The sequence below is a fragment of the Streptomyces sp. S.PB5 genome (genome assembly GCF_030403745.1).
Lineage (GTDB): Bacteria > Actinomycetota > Actinomycetes > Streptomycetales > Streptomycetaceae > Streptomyces.
The window spans coordinates 318,762-335,278 of record NZ_JAQMWP010000010.1 but is presented as its reverse complement, the minus strand read 5'-3'; the positions used below and the strand labels follow the sequence as shown (position 1 = coordinate 335,278).

Below are 16,517 nucleotides of genomic sequence, written 5' to 3'. Positions count from 1 at the left end.
GCCCGATGTCCGCCGTCCCCCGCCTCCTCCAGGGTGGAGAGCAAGACCCACCCTGGGGGAGACATGGTGTTCTTGCGCAATCGGACGACAGCGGGCGCACTGACCGCGATGGCACTGGCGATGACGGCCCTGCCGTTCACGGCGTCGGCCGGACAACCGGCGACCACGACCCAGTTGTACGTGGCTCCATGGGGCAAGGACTCCTGGCCGGGCACCTTCGACCGCCCCTTCGCCACCCCGGCACGCGCACAACAGGCCGCCCGGGCCGCGGAGATGAGGTCCGGCCCGGTGGTGAACCTCCGCGGTGGGACGTACACGCTCAGGAAGCCGCTTCGGCTGTCGGAGGCCGCGGGCGACTCCGGGGTGACCTGGCAGGCGTACGGCTACGGCACGCCGCGCCAGGAGCAGGTGACCTTCAGCGGCGGCCGGCGGATCTCCGGCTGGCGGCCGGACCCACGGCTGCGCGGGTTCTGGCGCACGGACGTGAGCGGTCTGGAGACCCGGCAGCTCTACGTCGACGGGCGCCGCGCCACACGGCTCGCCCGCGAGGGCAAGGGCCTCGACGGCACCCTGAAGGTGACGAGGACCGGATACGTCACCACCAGTGCCGTTCCGCGGAGCTGGAAGAACCCCGCCGACATCGAGTTCGTCTACCGCGGCGGCTATGTCGAGGGCCGCTGCGGGGTCGCCGGCATCTCGGGCCGCACCATCACGATGGACCAGCCCTGCTGGGACCTCGCCCAGGCCCTCTACGGAGGCCCCGAGCTGCTGAAGTCACCGACGGTCGTCGAGAACTCCCCGAGCTTCACGCCCGAGCCCGGCGGCTGGTACCTCGACCGCACCCGGCCCGGCCATCACGAGTTGCTCTACTTCCCGCGCCCCGGCCAGGACATGAGGCGAGCCGAGGTGACCGCCCCGGTCCTGGAGAACCTGGTCACCGGCACCGGCCGGCCTGGCCGCCCCCTGCACGACGTCACCTTCCGTGGCCTGACCTTTGCGTACGCGACCTGGCTGGCGCCCAGCGAGCCGGCCGGGTTCCCGTCCGCGTGGAGCATGTACCTGCGCCCCGGGAAGAGCGCCGGCAACGGCTCCGGCAAAAGCGGGGACGAGGACGCGAGGCTGCTGACGGTCCCCGGTACGGTCGCCTTCCGTACCGCCGAGCGGATCAGCCTGGAGGGCAACCGGTTCACCCATCTCGGCGCGCAGGCCCTGGAGTTGTCGGGAAACAGCTCGTACAACGTGGTCGACGGCAATCTCATCACCGATGTCTCCGACGGCGGGATCCTGATGGGGATCGTGGCGCCCGACGTCAAGGGCACCAACCGCGGCAACCGGGTCACCAACAACCGGATCCACCGCACCGGCGCCGAGTACCACGCCTCCTCCGCCGTCTGGGACTCCGCGACCCGCGACACCACCCTCGCGCACAACCAGATCGACCATGTGCCCTACACCGGCATCCTGTCGGGTCCCGCCGACGATCTGCGCGGCGTCATGCACGCCAACCGCATCCTCGGCAACCGCGTCTTCGCGACGAACCGGCTCCTGCCCGACGGCGGCGGCATCTATCTGCGGGGCGAACAGGGCCGCTCCTTCGCCGACGGGGCGGTCATCAGCGGCAACGCGGTCACCGGCAGCAAGTACGGCGACTGGAACGTCGGGATCTACACCGATGACAGCACCAACTGGACGACGGTGGAGGGCAACGCGGTCTACGACTATGTCGCCTCGATCGGCGGGTGCAGCGAGGAGTGGGGCGACCGGCCCGTCCGGAACGTGCGCTACCGCGGCAACTTCTGGGACGACGCGGTGCCGTTCTGGGTGGAGCGGCGGGACTTCCCCGGCGCCTGGCCCCCGGCCGACGCCACGAACCCCGAGGAGGGCTGCGGGGACCCGCACGATCTCGTGTTCACCGGCAACACCCTGCTGCCCGCACGCGATCCGGGCCGGGCCTGCGCCGCCGACGCCGACTGCGCCGCCGTACTGGCGAACGCCGGGCCGCTGCCGCGGTACCGGGAGCGGCTGGGCCTGCGCTGACGGAGACGACCTGACGAAAACGGTCTGACGAAAACGGTCGAAAACGACGAAGGGTCTTCGCAGGCATCTGCCTGCGAAGACCCTTCACACCGTCGGGACGACAGGATTTGAACCTGCGACCCCTTGACCCCCAGTCAAGTGCGCTACCAAGCTGCGCCACGTCCCGATGCGTCTCTCGCGGGTAAACCGCGGGAACTCGCAGGTAAACCCTACCGCATGGACGTGACAGGGGCGGACGTCAGCCGCGCACGGCGGCCGGCTGCTGCCCGGCCTCCGACGGCTCGTTCGCCGCCCGGGCCCGGTCCGTCAGACGGCCGTTCCTGCGGACCGGCACCAGCAAGGCGGCCAGGGCCGCGGCGAGGCACAGGACCGCGAGCAGGGTGAAGCCGTGGGTGTAGCCGGAGGCGTACGGCAGGCCCGAGGGCTGGAGGTGCCCGGTGACCAGGACGCTCGTCACCGCGGCGCCGATGGAGCCGCCGATGGTGCGGATGTTGGCGTTCATGCCGGTCGCGGCGCCGGTCTGGGAGGCCGGGACGCTGCCGACGATCAGGTTGGCCATCGAGGCGAAGGCCAGCCCGATGCCGAGGCCGAAGACACCCGAGACGACGGCGATCTGCCACTGCGCGTCATGCCAGAGGGCGAGGAGGCCGAGGGCCACGGCACCCAGCGCGGCACCGGTCGTGAGCAGGGCCTTCGCACCGACCACCGGCTCCAGCCGGCCGCTGAGGATCCCGGAGAGGAACATCGCCACGAGCATCGGCAGCATCAGCAGTCCGGAGGCGGTGACGCTCGCGCCGAAGCCGTATCCGGCGGAGCTCGGCGTCTGGACGAAGGCCGGCAGGAAGGACCAGAGCGCGTACATGCCCGCGCCGAAGAGCAGCGCGACGGTGTTGGTGGTCCACACGGCGGGCAGCCGCATGACGCGCAGATCGATCAGCGGGGAGCGGGAGCGGGCCTCGGCCAGCAGCCACAGCACGAACAGGACGACGGCCACGGCGAACAGGCCGATCACCCGGGCCGAGCCCCAGCCCCACCGGGTCGCCTGGCTCAGCGGAAGCAGCAGCGCCACCAGCCAGGCCGACAGCAGCACGGCGCCGAGCCAACTGACCTTGCCCTCGGCCCGGTCGGGTGACTCGGGGACGTAGCGCAGGGCGATCAGCGTGGTCACCGCGACGACGGCGACCGGGATCCAGAACAGCCAGCGGTAGTCGAGCGCGGACACGATGGGCCCGGCGGCGACGATGCCGACGCCGCCGCCCGCGGCGATGACGGCGGACAGGTTGCTGATGCTGCCGCTGACCTCGGACGGGGCGAACTCGTCCCGGATGATGCCGAAGGACAGCGGGAACAGGGCGCCGCCGACGCCCTGGACGACCCGGGCGACGATCAGCACGCCGATGGTCGGGGCGAGGGCGGCGAGCAGACAGCCGGCCAGGACGACGAGCAGGACGGCGACGAGGGTGCGCTTCTTGCCGATCAGGTCGCCGACGCGGCCGAGGATCGGGGTGAAGACGGAGGCGGACAGCAGGTAGGCCGTCATCACCCAGGTCGCGGTGGACTGCGAGGTGTGCAGAGCGTGCTGGACGGTCGGCAGGGCCGGCGCGATCAGCGACTGCAGCATGGCGAACACACCGGCACCGGTCGCGAGGACCGCGAAGGTGAGTCGGGTGGACTTGCGGGGCATGGAGAGCCTCTCCGAACACAGAGTGCGGCCGGGGCCTTGTCGGAAGCGGTCGCGGAAAGGGCAGGGATACGCCTCGACTGATAAAGTGGAGGTGTGCCTCCACTCTAGCGGAGGCACACCTCCGCTTCAACCCGGAACGGAGGATCACCTCCGTTTCAGCCCCCGGGAGGCGTCCGTGACCGCCCAGCCGTTCCCCGTCCGCGAGATCGTCGCGTCCCGCCGGCCGACCCGGAAGGACGCCGCCCGCAACTACGACGCCCTCCTGGCCGCGGCCCGCGAGGCCTTCGCCGAGCACGGGGCGGAGGCGTCACTGGAGGACATCGCACGCCGGGCCGGCGTGGGCATCGGCACGCTGTACCGGAACTTCCCCACCCGCCGCCATCTCTTCGAGACGGTGTACGCGGACGAGGTGAACACCCTGGTGAGGGTCGCCGAGGAGGTCGCCGACCGGGAGCCCTGGGACGCCCTGACCGCCTGGCTCGACCGGTTCGCGGACTACATGGTGACCAAACGGGCCGTCCGCGAGGCCCTCAACGACGAGACGGAGATCTTCGCCGCCTGCCGCGCGTCGATGTACGGCGCGGGCACTCCCCTGCTGGAACGGGCCCAGCGGGCGGGCGAGGCACGCACCGACATGGACTTCACCGATCTGCTGCGCATGGTCGCGGGCATCACCGCGACCGCCTTCGACAGCGCGGAGCAGCGCAAGCGGGTCATGTCGATCGCCCTGGACGGTGTTCGTACAAGACTCTAGATTTTCATTGTTGAAATCAATTAAATTCCACCGTATGCCCCTCCTGGCCCGCCCTTCCATCGCCCCCGTCGCCGCCAAGGTCATGCAGCGCGGAACCCGCCTGGCCGGCCGCCGCCTGGCCGCCGCCTCGTACGCCCGTTTCCCCGAGTTCCCCCGCAAGGTGCGCCGGCTGACGATCCCCACGTCGGTCGCACCGGCCCCGGTCACCGTCTATCTGCCCGCCGGCTCCGACGGTCCGGCGCCGCCGGTGCACGTCAACTTCCACGGCGGCGGGTACGTCATGACGCTGACCGAGACGGACGACCCGCTGTGCCGGTTCCTCGCCGCGGAGGCGGGCGTGGTCGTGGTCAACGTGGACTATGCCGTCGCCCCGCAGCACCCGTTCCCCGCCCCGGCCCGGCAGGCGTACGAGGTAGTCCGCTGGGTCGCCGACAACGGTGCCGAGCAGGGCTGGGACGGCGGCCGGCTCACCGTCGGCGGCCAGAGTGCGGGCGGCGGACTCGCCGCGGCCGTCGCACGCCAGGCGCTGGAGGAGGCCGGGCCCGGGATCGCCCTGCAGGTCCTGCACTATCCGCCGCTCGACCTCGCGACCGGCGTCCGCAACAAGCGGGCGGCCATCGCCAGGCCGATGCTGCGGCCCTGGATGGGCGACGTCTTCGACACGTCGTACGTCCCCGACGAGCGCCTGCGCCGCGACCGCCTGGTCTCCCCCGCGCACCCCTCGGACACCGCCGACCTCATGGGCATCGCTCCGGCACTGGTCGTCACGGCCGAGTACGACGTCCTCAAGGCGGAGGCCCAGAGCTACGCCGACCGCCTGCGGACCGCGGGCGCCCTGGTGGGGCATCACGACGTGGCAGGAGCCGACCACGCCTACGACGGCAAGGACGAGGCGAAGGCGCGGGAGACGTACGCGCTGATCGCCCGGCATGTACGAGAAGCCGTGAGCTGACAGGGCGCGGCATGCCGGCCTCAGGAGACCGGTGGCGTCCCGTGCGTGTGGAACGACTCGATGGTCTTCAGACCCCAGGCCTGCCCCTTCTTGCGCTCCTCCTCGGTCCAGGTGATGAGCGGCCAGTCCGGCGCCAGCACCAGCCGCGTGAGCGGGTTGCACAGCTCGATCCGGTTGCCGCCCGGCTCGTAGACGTACAGGAAGAACGTCTGCTGGATGGCGTGCTTGTGCGGCCCCGTCTCGATGAACACCCCGCTGTCGATGGCGAGATCGGCCGCCCGCAGGATGTCCTCACGGGTGTCCGTCGCGAACGCGATGTGGTGCAGCCGCCCGGTGCTTCCCGTCCAGTCGGACGTGTAGACGACGTCGTACGACTTGTTCGTGTACGTCAGCCAGCGCGCCGCGATCCTCCCGCTGTCGAGCTGGATCTGTTCCGTCGGCCGGGCTCCGAGCACGTTCTGCTGGAACTCGGCGTTGGCGAGCACGTCGGCGGCGAGGAAGTTGACGTGGTCGAGCCGCCGTACCCCCACGCCCCGGTTGGGTTTGGCCTGCGGCTGGTTCTTCAGCGCGGGCCTGAGCCCCTCGGGGGCCTTGTAGTGCTCGCTCTCCCAGTACAGGGCGTGTTCATGGCCGTCGGGGTCGGTCGTGACGTACAGGCGGCCGATTCCGGGCTCGTCCTCGACCCACTTGCCGGTGCCTCCCGCGGCCTCGATCGCCTCGATACGGCGGTGCAGGGCCTCCTCGCTGGAGGTGCGCAGGGCGAGGCGGCCGAGGCCGGGCCGGTCGCGGGCGGTGAGGACGAGGCTGTGGTGCTCGTAGTCGTCGAAGGTCCGCAGGTGGACCGTGTCGCCGTCCTCGCCGTTGACCGTAAGGCCCAGATAGTCGGTGAAGAAGCCGACGCTGGCGTCCAGGTCGGGAGTGAACAGCTGGGCGTGGCCGATGTGCGCGATGTCGCCGAGCGGCGGGGTCATCGGTGGCCTCCTAGGGGGCGTGCGGCGGGCCTGGGGAAGACGGTGCCGTCGAAGAGCTTGCGGGCCGTGCGGACCACGGCGGTGCGGCGGGCGGTGGGGAGGCCTTCGGGGGTGGTCCCGAGGCTGCTGTCGATGTCCAGGAATCCGGTGGGATGTTCGATGCGCATCCGGTCACTGCCGGGACGGAGCTCCGCCAGATCCGCACCCACGCCGCCCTCGATCCGCAGCCCGGCGGCCACACCGGCCGCGCCGAGCACCCCGATCGAGGTGTGGCAGCGCACCGGGATGAAAGTGCGGGTGGTGACCGCGCCGCCCTCGCGGGGCGGGGCGAGGAGCGTGAGTTTGGGGACCGTGGTGTCCGAGACGTCACCGAGACCCATCCGGCGGCCCGCTTCCAGGCGGATGCGGTGCAGGCGGTCGGCGAGCGTCAGGTCCTCCTCCAGGTCCTTGGGCGACTCGTATCCGGTGACCTTGAGGGAGCCCGCGGCGATCAGGACGGTCGGCATACCGTTGTCCACGCAGGTGACCTGGACGCCGTCGATGTCGTCGCGGACGCTTCCGGTGGGCAGCAGCGGCCCCGCGCCCGCCGGGAACTCGATCAGCACCGGCGCGGCCGTCCCCGGCACTCCGGAGATCCGGGCGTCGCCGGTGTAGTCGACCCGGCCGCCGGGCGTGGGGAAGGTCGCCGTGGCGTGGTCGCCGGAGTTGACCATGCGGATGCGTACGCGGGTGCGCTCCTCCCCCGCCGGGACCAGTCCGCGCTCGACGGCGAAGGGGCCGACGCCCGCGAGGATGTTCCCGCAGTTCTGACGGTCGCTCACCTCGGGCCGGTCGACGGCGACCTGGAGAAAGAGATAGTCGACGTCGGCACGCGGATCGGCGGACTTGGAGACGACGGCCACCTTGCTGGTGAGCGGGTGCGCGCCGCCGAGGCCGTCGATCTGCCGCTCGTCCGGGCTGCCCATGATCCGCAACAACAGGTCGTCGCGCAGGGCGGGTTCGGCGGGGAGGTCGCCCGCGAGGAAGTAGGCGCCCTTGGAGGTGCCGCCCCGCATCAGCAGACAGGGCACCTCCTGGGGCACAGGGGTCACGACGGCTCCCCCGTGCGTCCCGTGTACTCCTCGTACTCCTCGTACGTCTTGTACTCGACGCCCAGCCGTTCGAGCGTGTCCCGCAACCCGTAGCGGTCCAGGCCGAGTTGGCCGTCGAGGAAGGCGGCGCGGGTGGCGGCCTCCTTGGCCTCCCGGGCCTCGGCCTTCTCGACCGTCTCCCGGGCGCGCTCACGCGGGACGACCACGACGCCGTCGTCGTCGGCGAGGATGACATCGCCAGGGCGGATGATCTGGCCGTCGATGGCGATCGGTACGTTGACCGAGCCGCCGGTGGCCTTGACGGTGCCCTGCGAGGAGACCGCGCGGGACCAGGCGGCGAAGCCCATGTCCCGCAGTTCCTGGGTGTCGCGGATGCCGGTGTTCAGCACGACACCACGAACTCCGCGCTGCTGCAGGGCCGTTGCGAACAGCTCGCCGAACAGGCCGTCCGTGCACGGGGAGGTGGTGGTGACGACCAGGATGTCGCCCTCGCCGCACTGCTCGACGGCGGCGTGGATCATGAGGTTGTCGCCGGGCCAGCCGATCACGGTGACGGCGGTGCCGGCGACGCGTACGCCCTGCTGGACAGGGCGGATCTCCGAGCCCAGCAGGCCCGTTCGGCCCATGGCCTCGCTCACCGTGGCCACGCCGTGGCCGGCCAGCGCGTCGACGTCCTTCAGCTCGGCCTTCGGCGGGTCGGTGACGATCACGCCGCTCATGCCAGCTCCTTCGCGATCTGCGGGTAGGGGCGCATGTACGCCTCGGCCATGGTCCTGTGGGCCAGGCCCAGGTTCGGGCCCGCGTTGCGCTTGAGCTGGACGCCGCGGCGGACGGCCAGGTCGGTGTAGTAGTCCCACAGGTGCTGCTGGGCCGCGAGGCACTCCATGGCCTTGCGCTTGGTGTCCCAGACCTCGGTGATGTCGAGGAGGACCTCGGGCTTGAAGCCGCTCATCTCGGGCTGGTGGGGCTCGAAGTAGAACACCGGCGGGGCGCCGATGATCTCGCCGTCGCCGGGGTAGCCGATGGCCTGGGCGAGGACGCGGGCCTCCAGGGCCATGCGGCTCGCGGCCGGATGGTCGCCGTTGTACGGGTCCTCGGTGGGGTGGGTGAGCACGATGTCGGGCTGCGTCTCGCGGTAGACGGCGACCAGTCGGTCGGTCAGCTCGGCGGTGGGCAGCAGCGGGTAGTCGCCGGCGTCGAAGAAGCGGACCTCGGCGCCGAGCGTGGCGGCGGCCCGCTCGGCCTCGTCCCGGCGCATCGCCTTGATCTCGTCGAGCTTCCTGCCCTCGCGCCACGCCTTGGCGGACTCACCGCGCTCCCCGAAGGTCAGACAGGCGATGGTCACCTTCTCCCCGCGAGAGGCGGCCAGGGCGATGGCGCCACCCGCACGCCACACGAAGTCGCCTGCGTGCGCGGTGATGACGAGTGTCGATCGTGGGCCGGCGGGCGCGTTGGCCATGGTCATCGATACGTCTCCTTGGTGACAGGTGTGTGCCCGCCCCGCGCCGGCGTGATCAGTCGCGCAACGCCTCGATCACACTGGTGAGGTGGGCGCGGACGGCCATCTCGGCCGCCTGCGGGTCCCTGGCCCTGATCGCCTCGATCATGGTCAGATGCTCGTTCAGGGATTGCTGCGGACGCCCGGGGCGCAGCGCCAGCTGGAAGCGGTGGCGCACCAGTTGGGCGTTGAGCCGCTCCAGCAGTTCCTGTGCGGTCCGCTGGCCGGAGAAGTCCCGGATCCGGACGTGCAGTTCGTGGTTGAGGTCGGAGTAGGTGACCGGCTCGCCGTCGGCGACCGCCTTGGTCATGGCCGTACCGAGGTCGGTGAGTTCGGCCAGCTGCTCGTCGCTCGCCGCGACCGCCGCCTTCGCCGCGCAGAGTCCTTCGAGGACCATGCGGCACTCGGTGATGGCGACAGCCTCGTCGACGGTCACCACCCGCACCCGGGAGCCGCGGTTGCGGATCCGCTCCACGAGTCCCTGGGACTCCAGGTCGATGAGTGCCGCACGGATGCTGGCCCGTGTCACACCGAACTGCTCGGCGAGCTCGTTCTCCACCAGCCGCTGCGCCGGCGCCATCTCGCCGTGCAGGATCGCCTGCCGCAGCTGCGCGAGCGCGTGCTGTCTGGCCTGCTCCCCGGTGCTCGGACGGGCTTCTTTCGGCATCGCGCCCTCCCTGGGTGACTGCCTGTCGAACGTAAATCCAGCCGGACAAGATTGTCAACAATTTTGTCTGCCGTATTGCGGGCATGCTTGTCGCCCAATTGCGGGCATGCTTGTCGCCCATGGTCGCGGTTCAGGCCTCGCGATACAGCGCGGTGAGCAGTTCCATGACCGCCTGGGCGGCGGGATGCGGGTCGTCCCGCCACCAGGCGAGCCGCACGGCGATCGGCTCGCCGTCGCGCACCGGCCGGTAGACGACGCCGGGCCGCGGGTACTGGTTGGCGGTCGAGTCCGCCGTCATGCCGACACAGCGGCCGGTGGCGATGACGTTCAGCCAGTCGTCCACGTCGTGCGTCTCCTCGGTGGCCGGACGGGCCTCCGCCGGCCACAGGTCCGGTGTGGTGGTGCCGGTACGCCGGTCGACGAGCAGCGTGCGCCCCGCGAGGTCGGCCAGCCGCACGGACCGGCGCCGGGCGAGCGGATCGTCGGCGGCCATCGCGCACAGCCGCCGCTCCAGACCGACGATGGCCGAGTCGAACCGCCGGTCGTCCAGGGGACGGCGTACGACGGCCAGATCGCAGGCGCCCTCCGCGAGCCCGGCCGTGGCCGAGTTGACGCGCACCAGGTGCAGGTCGGTCTCCGGGCGCTCCCGGCTCCAGCGGCGCTGGAAGGCGACGGTGTGCCGGCCGAGCGCGGACCAGGCGTAGCCGATGCGCAGGTGGGCGTGGCCCGAGGTGGCGTCCCGGACCAGGTCGTCCACCTCGGCGAGCACCCGCCGGGCGTGCGCGAGGACCCGCAGCCCGGTCCCGGTCGGCGTCACCTCGCGCGAGGTGCGCCTCAACAGGCGTACCCCCAGGGCCCGTTCGAGGGAGGCCAGGGTGCGGGAGACGGCGGCCTGGGAGACCCCGAGGGCCAGGGCGGCGTCGGTGAAGGTGCCCTCGTCGACGATCGCGACGAGACAGCGCAGCTGCCTGAGCTCCACATCCATGACTCAAGCGTATAGATGGACAGCCTGATGCATTTTGCGCATCCACGCGCGGCGCGCACCATCGGCCCATGCAAGAGGCCCCCGCACGCCCCGCGGCCACTGTCCCGCCCGTCGCCGAGCCGTCCCGGACGAGCCTCGCCGGGGTGGCCACCATGGTCGGCAGCGGTCTGTCCAACCAGCTCGGTGTCGCGGTCGGATCGCTCGCCTTCCCCGTCATCGGCCCCGTCGGTGTCGTCGCCGTGCGCCAGTACGTCGCCGCGGCCGTCCTCCTCGCCGTCGGCAGGCCCAGGTTCAGGTCGTTCACCTGGGGTCAGTGGTGGCCCGTACTGCTGCTGGCCGTGGTGTTCGGGACGATGAACCTCTCCCTGTACACCGCGGTCGACCGGGTCGGCCTGGGCCTCGCGGTGACCCTGGAGTTCCTCGGCCCGCTGACCATCGCCCTGGCGGCCACCCGGCGGCGCGTGGACGTGTGCTGCGCGCTGCTCGCGACGGCCGGTGTCGTCACGCTGATGCGTCCGCAGCCCTCCGCCGACTATCCCGGCATGGGGCTCGGCCTGCTGGCCGCCGGGTGCTGGGCAGCGTACATCCTCCTCAACCGCACCGTGGGCCGCCGGATCCCCGGTGCGCAGGGTCCGGGTGCCGCGGCGACGGTGTCCGCGCTGATGTTCCTGCCGGTGGGGATCCTCGTGGCTCTCCAGCAGCCGCCGGGCGCGGGGGCGGTCGGCTGCGCGATGGTCGCCGGGGTGCTGTCCTCGGCGGTGCCCTATCTGGCGGACCTGTTCACGCTGCGGCGGGTGCCGGCCCCGGCGTTCGGACTGTTCATGAGCGTCAACCCGGTCCTGGCGGCCGTGGTCGGCCGGGTCGTCCTCGGCCAGCGGCTGGGCTGGCCGGAGTGGGCGGGCATCGCAGCCGTCGTCACGGCGAACGCGCTGAGCATCGGCACGTCCCGGCCGAAGGCGTCCCGGACCAGGTCATCCCGGGCAAGGCATCCCGGGCCGAGCTCCGACGGCCCGGGACCTGGCGGTCCGGCCCGAGGTTCATGGCCATCGACGCCGGAGCGGCCCTGCTCGCGTTCGTGATCCCCTCCTTCATCCCGAGGGCACGTCCCGCCGTCGCGGCGGGCACGCCGGACGACGGCCCGGCCGGGGACAGCCCGGCGGAGGCGACCGACGACACGGCCGCCGAGACCTGAGACACCTCGTCGGCAGGGGCCGGCCCCCGGGGTTCCACGCTTCGGGGGCCGGCCCCTGTTCCGGTACGGCGGTCCGCCCGGGGCCATCCGGTCGCCGGGCGTCGGCTCCCGTACGGGGGCGCCGTCGGAAAGGGCCGCCCCCCGGCGGAAGACGCCCGCCGCGATCCGCCGACGCCCCTCGCCCCTCACCCGTCACCCCTCGCCCCTCACCCCTCGCCCCTCGCCCCTCGCCCCGAGCGATCTCCGGCCGCGCCGTCGATGCCCGTCCCCATCGGCGCAGGCCCCGCACGGCCTCACTTGATGACCGCGTTGGCCACCACCACGGCCACGCCCAGCAGCGCGTCCACGAGGCCGATCAGGAGGGCGTAGGGCCAGGGGCGGTGGGACCAGCGGGACGTGACGACGCCGAGGGTGAACAGCAGGGCGATGTTCAGGGTGAACGCCGGGTACTCCACGCCCTTCGCGGGCCACCAGCCCCAGCCCGCGCCGGCCAGGACGAGGACGGTGGGGAGGACGGCGGCGACCAGGGGCCACTCGTTGACGAGGGTGCGCAGGGCGTCGCCGCGGCGGTGCGGGGTGCGTTCGGCGATGTAGTGGGCGTAGCCGTGGGCGAGGGCGGAGGCCAGGGCCGTGACCACGAGCCAGACGGCGTCGTAGCGGCGGGTCGCCTGGTCGGTGTGGCCGTACTGGGTGAGCGCGGCGACCATCGAGCAGGCCAGGACGGCGCCGTAGACGCCGCCGAACAGGAGGCTCTCGCGGGTGTCGTGCGCGTGCCGTTCGGCCGCGGCGGCGGCCTGGGTGTCCGACGTCTGCGCCATGCCCTCCACGATCACCCGGGGCCGGGGACCCCGCCAGTCCGCGCCGGGCCGCGCGGTCCCCGACGGAGTGTCCTCCCACCTGGGCCGATACTCCACACCCTGTCCACGCCGGAGACCGGCCCGCGGTGGTTAGGGTCCCTGCATGACCCACAGTTTCGTTGTCCGCATCCCCGACGCCGAGCTCGACGCCGAGCCCCTCGCCCCGGAGCAGATCGTCTCCGGTACGCCCGAGGTCACCGGGAAGGTGGTCTGGGAGTCGGAGGACGGCACGCAGATCCGGGGGATCTGGCAGATCACGCCGGGGGTCGTCACCGACACCGAGGCGGACGAGCTGTTCGTGGTGATCAGCGGGTCGGCGACGATCGAGGTCGAGGGCGGGGCGACGCTGCGGGTCGGGCCGGGCGACATGGCCGTACTGCGGGCGGGTGACCGTACGACGTGGACCGTGCACGAGACGCTGCGGAAGGCGTACGCGATCAATCTGTAGGCGGTGGCGCGGCCGTCGTGCCGCGGATCTCCAGGGTGGGGGCGGCCAGGTGCACCCGGCCCGCTCCCCCGCCACCCTCCAAGCGGTCCAGGAGGCAGCGGGCGGCGCGTCGGCCGACCTCGTGGTTGGCGCTGTCGACGGTGGTGAGCCAGACGTGGCGCAGGCTCGCGATGCGGGTGTTGTCGTAGCCGACGACGGAGAGGTCGCGCGGGACGCGCAGCCCCAGTTCCTCGGCCGCCGACAGGACACCGACCGAGGCGATGTCGTTGACGGCGAAGACGGCGGTGGGCCGGTCGGGGCGGCTCAGCAGCCGGACGGTGGTGCGGTAGCCGCCCTCCTCCGTCATGTCGCTGGGCTCCACCACCCCCTCCAGGCCGTGCGCCCGCATGGCCGCCTCGAAGCTCCGGCGGCGCAGTTCGCCCACCGCTCCGTATCCGGCGATGTGCGCGATCCGGCGGTGACCGAGGCCGATGAGGTGCTCGGTGACCAGGCGGGCGCCCTGTTCGTCGTCGTTGGCGACCAGGTCCACGCCCGGCAGGACGGGCTCGCGGGCGCCCGCGACGACGACCGGGATGCGCTCGGTGAGCGCCCCGAGCGCCGCCGGGTCGGGGAGGGTGCCGATGACGACCAGGCCGTCGGCGCGCAGGTCGAGGAAGGGGCCGGTCATGTCCTGGCCGGTGCGGCGGTTGAGGCGGGTGTCGGCCATCAGCATGTGCAGGCCGTTGTCGTGCAGCAGTGAGTTGAGGCCGTCGAGCAGGTCCACGAACCAGGGGTTGCGCAGGTCGTTGAGGAGCACCCCGATCGTGCGTGTGCGCTGCTCGCTGAGGCTGCGGGCGGCGGCGTTGGGGCGGTAGCCGAGCTCGCGCACCGCCTTCAGCACGGCCTCCCGCTTCTCCTCGCGCACCTGGTCGGAGCCGCGCAGGACGAGCGAGACCAGGGACTTGGAGACGCCCGCCCGGTCGGCGACGTCGCGGATCGTCGGAGGTCTCATGCTCTGGACCGTTCCATGAGGTCTTATGTCCTGTCAAAGGGTTGACACCTCGGAGAATGCCGCCCAGGGTGGCCTGGACAGATCGTGGACCGGTCCAAAGAGGGGCTGTCATGGTGGATTCGACCTCCGATGCGCTCGGTGTCGCCGTCATCGGATTCGGCTGGATGGGCCGGGTGCACACCCAGGCGTACGCCCGCGTCCCGCACCACTATCCGCAGCTGGGCCTGCGTCCGGAGCTGGTGACGGTCGCCGAGGAGGTGCCGGGGCGGGCCGAGGAGGCCGCCGCGCAGTTCGGGTTCGCCTCGACGACCCGGGACTGGCGGGACGTGGCCGCCGATCCTCGCGTGCGGGCGGTGAGCATCACCGCGCCGAACTTCCTGCACCGGGAGATCGGGGTCGCGATGGCCGAGGCCGGCAAGCACATCTGGATCGAGAAGCCGGTGGGGCTGGGCGAGCAGGACGCGCGGGCGGTCGCGGACGCGGTCGGGAAGGCTGGTGTGCGCGGCGCGGTCGGCTTCAACTACCGCAACGCGCCCGCCGTCGAGGCGGCCCGCGCGCTCATCGCCTCCGGTGACATCGGCACGGTCACCCATGTCCGCGTCCGGCTCTTCAGCGACTACGCGGCCCATCCCGAGGGCGCGTTGACCTGGCGGTACGAGAAGGAGCGCGGCGGCAACGGAGTGCTGGGCGATCTGGCCTCGCACGGGGCGGACCTGGCGCGGTATCTCCTCGGGGACATCGAGTCGTTGACCGCCGACACCGCGGTCTTCGTGCCGGAGCGGGCGCGTCCGACCGGCGCGACCGCGGGCCATTCCCGGGCGTCCGGCGGGGAGTCGGGGCCCGTCGAGAACGAGGACTACGTCAACTGCCTGCTGCGGTTCGCCTCCGGCGCCCGCGGGGTCCTGGAGGCCTGCCGGGTCTCGGTCGGCGAGCAGAACAACTACGGCTTCGAGGTGCACGGCACCAAGGGGGCGGTGTTCTGGGACTTCCGGCGGATGAACGAGCTCGGCGTCAGCCGCGGCACCAGCTATCAGGACCAGCCCGTCAGCACCGTGTACGTCGGTCCGGGCGACGGTGAGTTCGGGGCGTTCCAGCCGGGTGCGGCGAACGCCATGGGCTATGACGACCTCAAGGTGATCGAGTGCCACCGCTTCCTGCGGTCGATCGCGGAGGGCACCTCGTACGGGGCCACGCTCTCGGACGCCGTGCGCAGTGCCGTCGTACTGGATGCGATGGTGCGGTCGGCCGAGAGCCGTGCCTGGGTCAGCCTGTGAGCGCGGTGGGCATGTTGTAGGGCGTCACGACCTGGATCGCGGACGGCAGTGTCGGCCCGGCGGGCGGCAGCGCGCCGTGCTCGCGCATCACCAGGTGGCAGGCCTCGCGCAGGTCCTGGCGCAGGTCGTGGTGGAGGACGGCGGACAGCCGGTGCTCGCGCAGCAGCCGGTCGTTGTCGTGGTCGAGGTCGTGGGCGATGAACACCGCGCACTCCCGGTCCAGGTCCTCGAAGGCCTTCAGGGTGGCGATGTTGCCGCCGCCTATGGAGTACACCGCGCGGATGTCCGGGTCGCGTTCCAGGGCGGCCCGGACGAGGTCGTACTGGGTGGCGTCCAGGCCCTGGCCCTCGGCGATCTCGACCAGCGCGCGGTGCGGGTGGCGGGCGCGCATGGCGCTGCGGAAGCCCATCTCGCGCTCCTCCTCGTTGCGGAAGAAGCCGCTGCTGAGGCTGGTGAGGACATTGCCGGGGCGGTCGCCGAGCCACTGGCCCATGAGGTAGGCGGCGGTCGCTCCGGCGGCCCGGTTGTCTATGCCGACATAGCCGAGGCGGGGCGTGCTGGGCAGGTCGGTGACCAGTGTGACCACGGGGATGCCCGCCTGCGCGAGCCCGGCGACCGCCGCAGCGACCTCGGGGACGTCCGGCGCCTTCAGGATCACGCCCTGCGAGCCGCGCCGCGCTATCCGCTCCAGGGTCGCGACCTGCTCCTCGACCGGGCCGGTCTCACGGAAGTGGAAGCGTGAGCGGACCACCGCCGGGTGCAGGGCGGGCAGCTCGGCCTCCAGGGCCGCGCGGACGGCGCTGGAGAAGCGCTCCGGCGCCTGCATCACGATGTCGATCATGAAGGTGCGGCCGACGAGTCTGACCTGGGTGCGCTGGCGGTCCAGGTCGGCGATGGCCTGCCGGACCTCGCGGGCGGTGCTTTCGCGGACCCCTCCCCTGCCGTTCAGGACGCGGTCGACGGTGGCCTCGCTCAGGCCCGCCTGACGTGCGATCTCCCGGATCGGGAAGGGGTGCCCCATACGAAGGCTCCTTGAGGGGTTTTTGATGGACCCGTGCCGGTTGTTCGACGGGTTTGTACTGACAAGAATGACAGCGCTGCGTCGCCCCTGTCACC

Annotated in this window: 17 protein-coding genes and 1 tRNA gene; 7 read left to right on the top strand and 11 right to left on the bottom strand. The window is 71.9% G+C overall.

Translation table 11 applies throughout. From position 1 onward, the window contains the following. Positions 1-63: 63 nt before the first annotated feature. Positions 64-2,037, top strand: coding sequence for a right-handed parallel beta-helix repeat-containing protein (locus tag PH203_RS27390; RefSeq protein ID WP_289923166.1), 1,974 nt, complete (start codon positions 64-66; stop codon positions 2,035-2,037). 92 nt (positions 2,038-2,129) lie between these two features. On the opposite strand, the gene PH203_RS27385 is transcribed toward PH203_RS27390, so the two are convergent. Beyond that, positions 2,130-2,203: transfer RNA gene (locus PH203_RS27385), tRNA-Pro, on the bottom strand. Between the two features lie 72 nt (positions 2,204-2,275). Continuing rightward, positions 2,276-3,721 (bottom strand): MFS transporter, encoded by a 1,446-nt coding sequence (locus PH203_RS27380; protein WP_289923165.1) that lies wholly within the window; start codon positions 3,719-3,721, stop codon positions 2,276-2,278. Positions 3,722-3,896: 175 nt separating this feature from the next. On the opposite strand from PH203_RS27380, the gene PH203_RS27375 reads away from it, so the two are divergent. Together PH203_RS27375 and PH203_RS27370 are read left to right on the top strand one after the other, a co-directional pair. Continuing rightward, entirely contained in the window at positions 3,897-4,475 is a 579-nt protein-coding gene (locus PH203_RS27375) for a TetR/AcrR family transcriptional regulator (protein ID WP_289923164.1), read from the top strand. A gap of 34 nt (positions 4,476-4,509) precedes the next feature. Continuing rightward, entirely contained in the window at positions 4,510-5,427 is a 918-nt protein-coding gene (locus tag PH203_RS27370) for an alpha/beta hydrolase fold domain-containing protein (RefSeq protein ID WP_289923163.1), read from the top strand. Positions 5,428-5,447: 20 nt separating this feature from the next. Here PH203_RS27370 and PH203_RS27365 read toward each other — a convergent pair whose 3' ends face one another. From PH203_RS27365 to PH203_RS27340, 6 genes are all read right to left on the bottom strand, one after another. Beyond that, the gene (locus PH203_RS27365; RefSeq protein WP_289923162.1) at positions 5,448-6,398 is read right to left on the bottom strand and encodes a catechol 2,3-dioxygenase; all 951 of its coding nucleotides are present in this window, start codon (positions 6,396-6,398) and stop codon (positions 5,448-5,450) included. Next, positions 6,395-7,489, bottom strand: a complete 1,095-nt coding sequence (locus PH203_RS27360; protein ID WP_289923161.1) for a 4-oxalomesaconate tautomerase — start codon at positions 7,487-7,489, stop codon at positions 6,395-6,397. The genes PH203_RS27365 and PH203_RS27360 overlap by 4 nt, the downstream gene beginning before the upstream one ends. Beyond that, the gene (locus PH203_RS27355) at positions 7,486-8,208 is read right to left on the bottom strand and encodes a 4-carboxy-4-hydroxy-2-oxoadipate aldolase/oxaloacetate decarboxylase (protein ID WP_289923160.1); all 723 of its coding nucleotides are present in this window, start codon (positions 8,206-8,208) and stop codon (positions 7,486-7,488) included. Before PH203_RS27355 ends, PH203_RS27360 begins: the two co-directional genes overlap by 4 nt. Next, positions 8,205-8,954 (bottom strand): PIG-L deacetylase family protein, encoded by a 750-nt coding sequence (locus PH203_RS27350; RefSeq protein WP_289923159.1) that lies wholly within the window; start codon positions 8,952-8,954, stop codon positions 8,205-8,207. The genes PH203_RS27355 and PH203_RS27350 overlap by 4 nt, the downstream gene beginning before the upstream one ends. Positions 8,955-9,003: 49 nt before the next feature. Beyond that, on the bottom strand, positions 9,004-9,654 hold the full coding sequence (locus PH203_RS27345) for a GntR family transcriptional regulator (protein WP_289923158.1): 651 nt from the start codon (positions 9,652-9,654) through the stop codon (positions 9,004-9,006). Between the two features lie 130 nt (positions 9,655-9,784). Then, positions 9,785-10,639: a LysR family transcriptional regulator gene (locus PH203_RS27340; RefSeq protein WP_289923157.1), complete on the bottom strand. Its 855-nt coding sequence runs from the start codon at positions 10,637-10,639 to the stop codon at positions 9,785-9,787. Between the two features lie 68 nt (positions 10,640-10,707). Here PH203_RS27340 and PH203_RS27335 point away from each other — a divergent pair, with 68 nt between their 5' ends. Continuing rightward, positions 10,708-11,718, top strand: coding sequence for an EamA family transporter (locus PH203_RS27335; protein ID WP_289923156.1), 1,011 nt, complete (start codon positions 10,708-10,710; stop codon positions 11,716-11,718). After that, complete coding sequence (locus PH203_RS27330; protein WP_289923155.1) at positions 11,679-11,831, top strand: hypothetical protein; 153 nt, start codon at positions 11,679-11,681, stop codon at positions 11,829-11,831. The genes PH203_RS27335 and PH203_RS27330 overlap by 40 nt, the downstream gene beginning before the upstream one ends. Positions 11,832-12,124: 293 nt before the next feature. On the opposite strand, the gene PH203_RS27325 is transcribed toward PH203_RS27330, so the two are convergent. Further along, complete coding sequence (locus tag PH203_RS27325; RefSeq protein ID WP_289923154.1) at positions 12,125-12,649, bottom strand: hypothetical protein; 525 nt, start codon at positions 12,647-12,649, stop codon at positions 12,125-12,127. Positions 12,650-12,791: 142 nt separating this feature from the next. Between PH203_RS27325 and PH203_RS27320 the strand changes: the two genes are divergently transcribed. Beyond that, the gene (locus PH203_RS27320) at positions 12,792-13,136 is read left to right on the top strand and encodes a cupin domain-containing protein (protein ID WP_289923153.1); all 345 of its coding nucleotides are present in this window, start codon (positions 12,792-12,794) and stop codon (positions 13,134-13,136) included. Here the strand turns inward: PH203_RS27320 and PH203_RS27315 are convergent. Continuing rightward, positions 13,126-14,127, bottom strand: coding sequence for a LacI family DNA-binding transcriptional regulator (locus PH203_RS27315; RefSeq protein WP_289923152.1), 1,002 nt, complete (start codon positions 14,125-14,127; stop codon positions 13,126-13,128). The genes PH203_RS27320 and PH203_RS27315 overlap by 11 nt on opposite strands. 110 nt (positions 14,128-14,237) lie before the next feature. Between PH203_RS27315 and PH203_RS27310 the strand changes: the two genes are divergently transcribed. Continuing rightward, on the top strand, positions 14,238-15,401 hold the full coding sequence (locus PH203_RS27310; RefSeq protein WP_289923151.1) for a Gfo/Idh/MocA family oxidoreductase: 1,164 nt from the start codon (positions 14,238-14,240) through the stop codon (positions 15,399-15,401). Here the strand turns inward: PH203_RS27310 and PH203_RS27305 are convergent. Next, on the bottom strand, positions 15,391-16,422 hold the full coding sequence (locus PH203_RS27305) for a LacI family DNA-binding transcriptional regulator (RefSeq protein WP_289923150.1): 1,032 nt from the start codon (positions 16,420-16,422) through the stop codon (positions 15,391-15,393). The two genes, PH203_RS27310 and PH203_RS27305, sit on opposite strands and share 11 nt — an antisense overlap. Between the last annotated feature and the right edge of the window lie 95 nt (positions 16,423-16,517).

Excerpts from the sequence above, each read along its gene's own strand:
- PH203_RS27330 (WP_289923155.1), top strand. The coding sequence starts at position 11,679 with ATGGCCATCGACGCCGGAGCGGCCCTGCTCGCGTTCGTGATCCCCTCC.
- PH203_RS27355 (WP_289923160.1), bottom strand. The coding sequence starts at position 8,208 with ATGAGCGGCGTGATCGTCACCGACCCGCCGAAGGCCGAGCTGAAGGAC.
- PH203_RS27345 (WP_289923158.1), bottom strand. The coding sequence starts at position 9,654 with ATGCCGAAAGAAGCCCGTCCGAGCACCGGGGAGCAGGCCAGACAGCAC.
- PH203_RS27340 (WP_289923157.1), bottom strand. The coding sequence starts at position 10,639 with ATGGATGTGGAGCTCAGGCAGCTGCGCTGTCTCGTCGCGATCGTCGAC.
- PH203_RS27335 (WP_289923156.1), top strand. The coding sequence starts at position 10,708 with ATGCAAGAGGCCCCCGCACGCCCCGCGGCCACTGTCCCGCCCGTCGCC.
- PH203_RS27305 (WP_289923150.1), bottom strand. The coding sequence starts at position 16,422 with ATGGGGCACCCCTTCCCGATCCGGGAGATCGCACGTCAGGCGGGCCTG.
- PH203_RS27365 (WP_289923162.1), bottom strand. The coding sequence starts at position 6,398 with ATGACCCCGCCGCTCGGCGACATCGCGCACATCGGCCACGCCCAGCTG.
- PH203_RS27380 (WP_289923165.1), bottom strand. The coding sequence starts at position 3,721 with ATGCCCCGCAAGTCCACCCGACTCACCTTCGCGGTCCTCGCGACCGGT.
- PH203_RS27320 (WP_289923153.1), top strand. The coding sequence starts at position 12,792 with ATGACCCACAGTTTCGTTGTCCGCATCCCCGACGCCGAGCTCGACGCC.
- PH203_RS27325 (WP_289923154.1), bottom strand. The coding sequence starts at position 12,649 with ATGGCGCAGACGTCGGACACCCAGGCCGCCGCCGCGGCCGAACGGCAC.
- PH203_RS27390 (WP_289923166.1), top strand. The coding sequence starts at position 64 with ATGGTGTTCTTGCGCAATCGGACGACAGCGGGCGCACTGACCGCGATG.
- PH203_RS27350 (WP_289923159.1), bottom strand. The coding sequence starts at position 8,954 with ATGACCATGGCCAACGCGCCCGCCGGCCCACGATCGACACTCGTCATC.
- PH203_RS27370 (WP_289923163.1), top strand. The coding sequence starts at position 4,510 with ATGCCCCTCCTGGCCCGCCCTTCCATCGCCCCCGTCGCCGCCAAGGTC.
- PH203_RS27310 (WP_289923151.1), top strand. The coding sequence starts at position 14,238 with ATGGTGGATTCGACCTCCGATGCGCTCGGTGTCGCCGTCATCGGATTC.
- PH203_RS27315 (WP_289923152.1), bottom strand. The coding sequence starts at position 14,127 with ATGAGACCTCCGACGATCCGCGACGTCGCCGACCGGGCGGGCGTCTCC.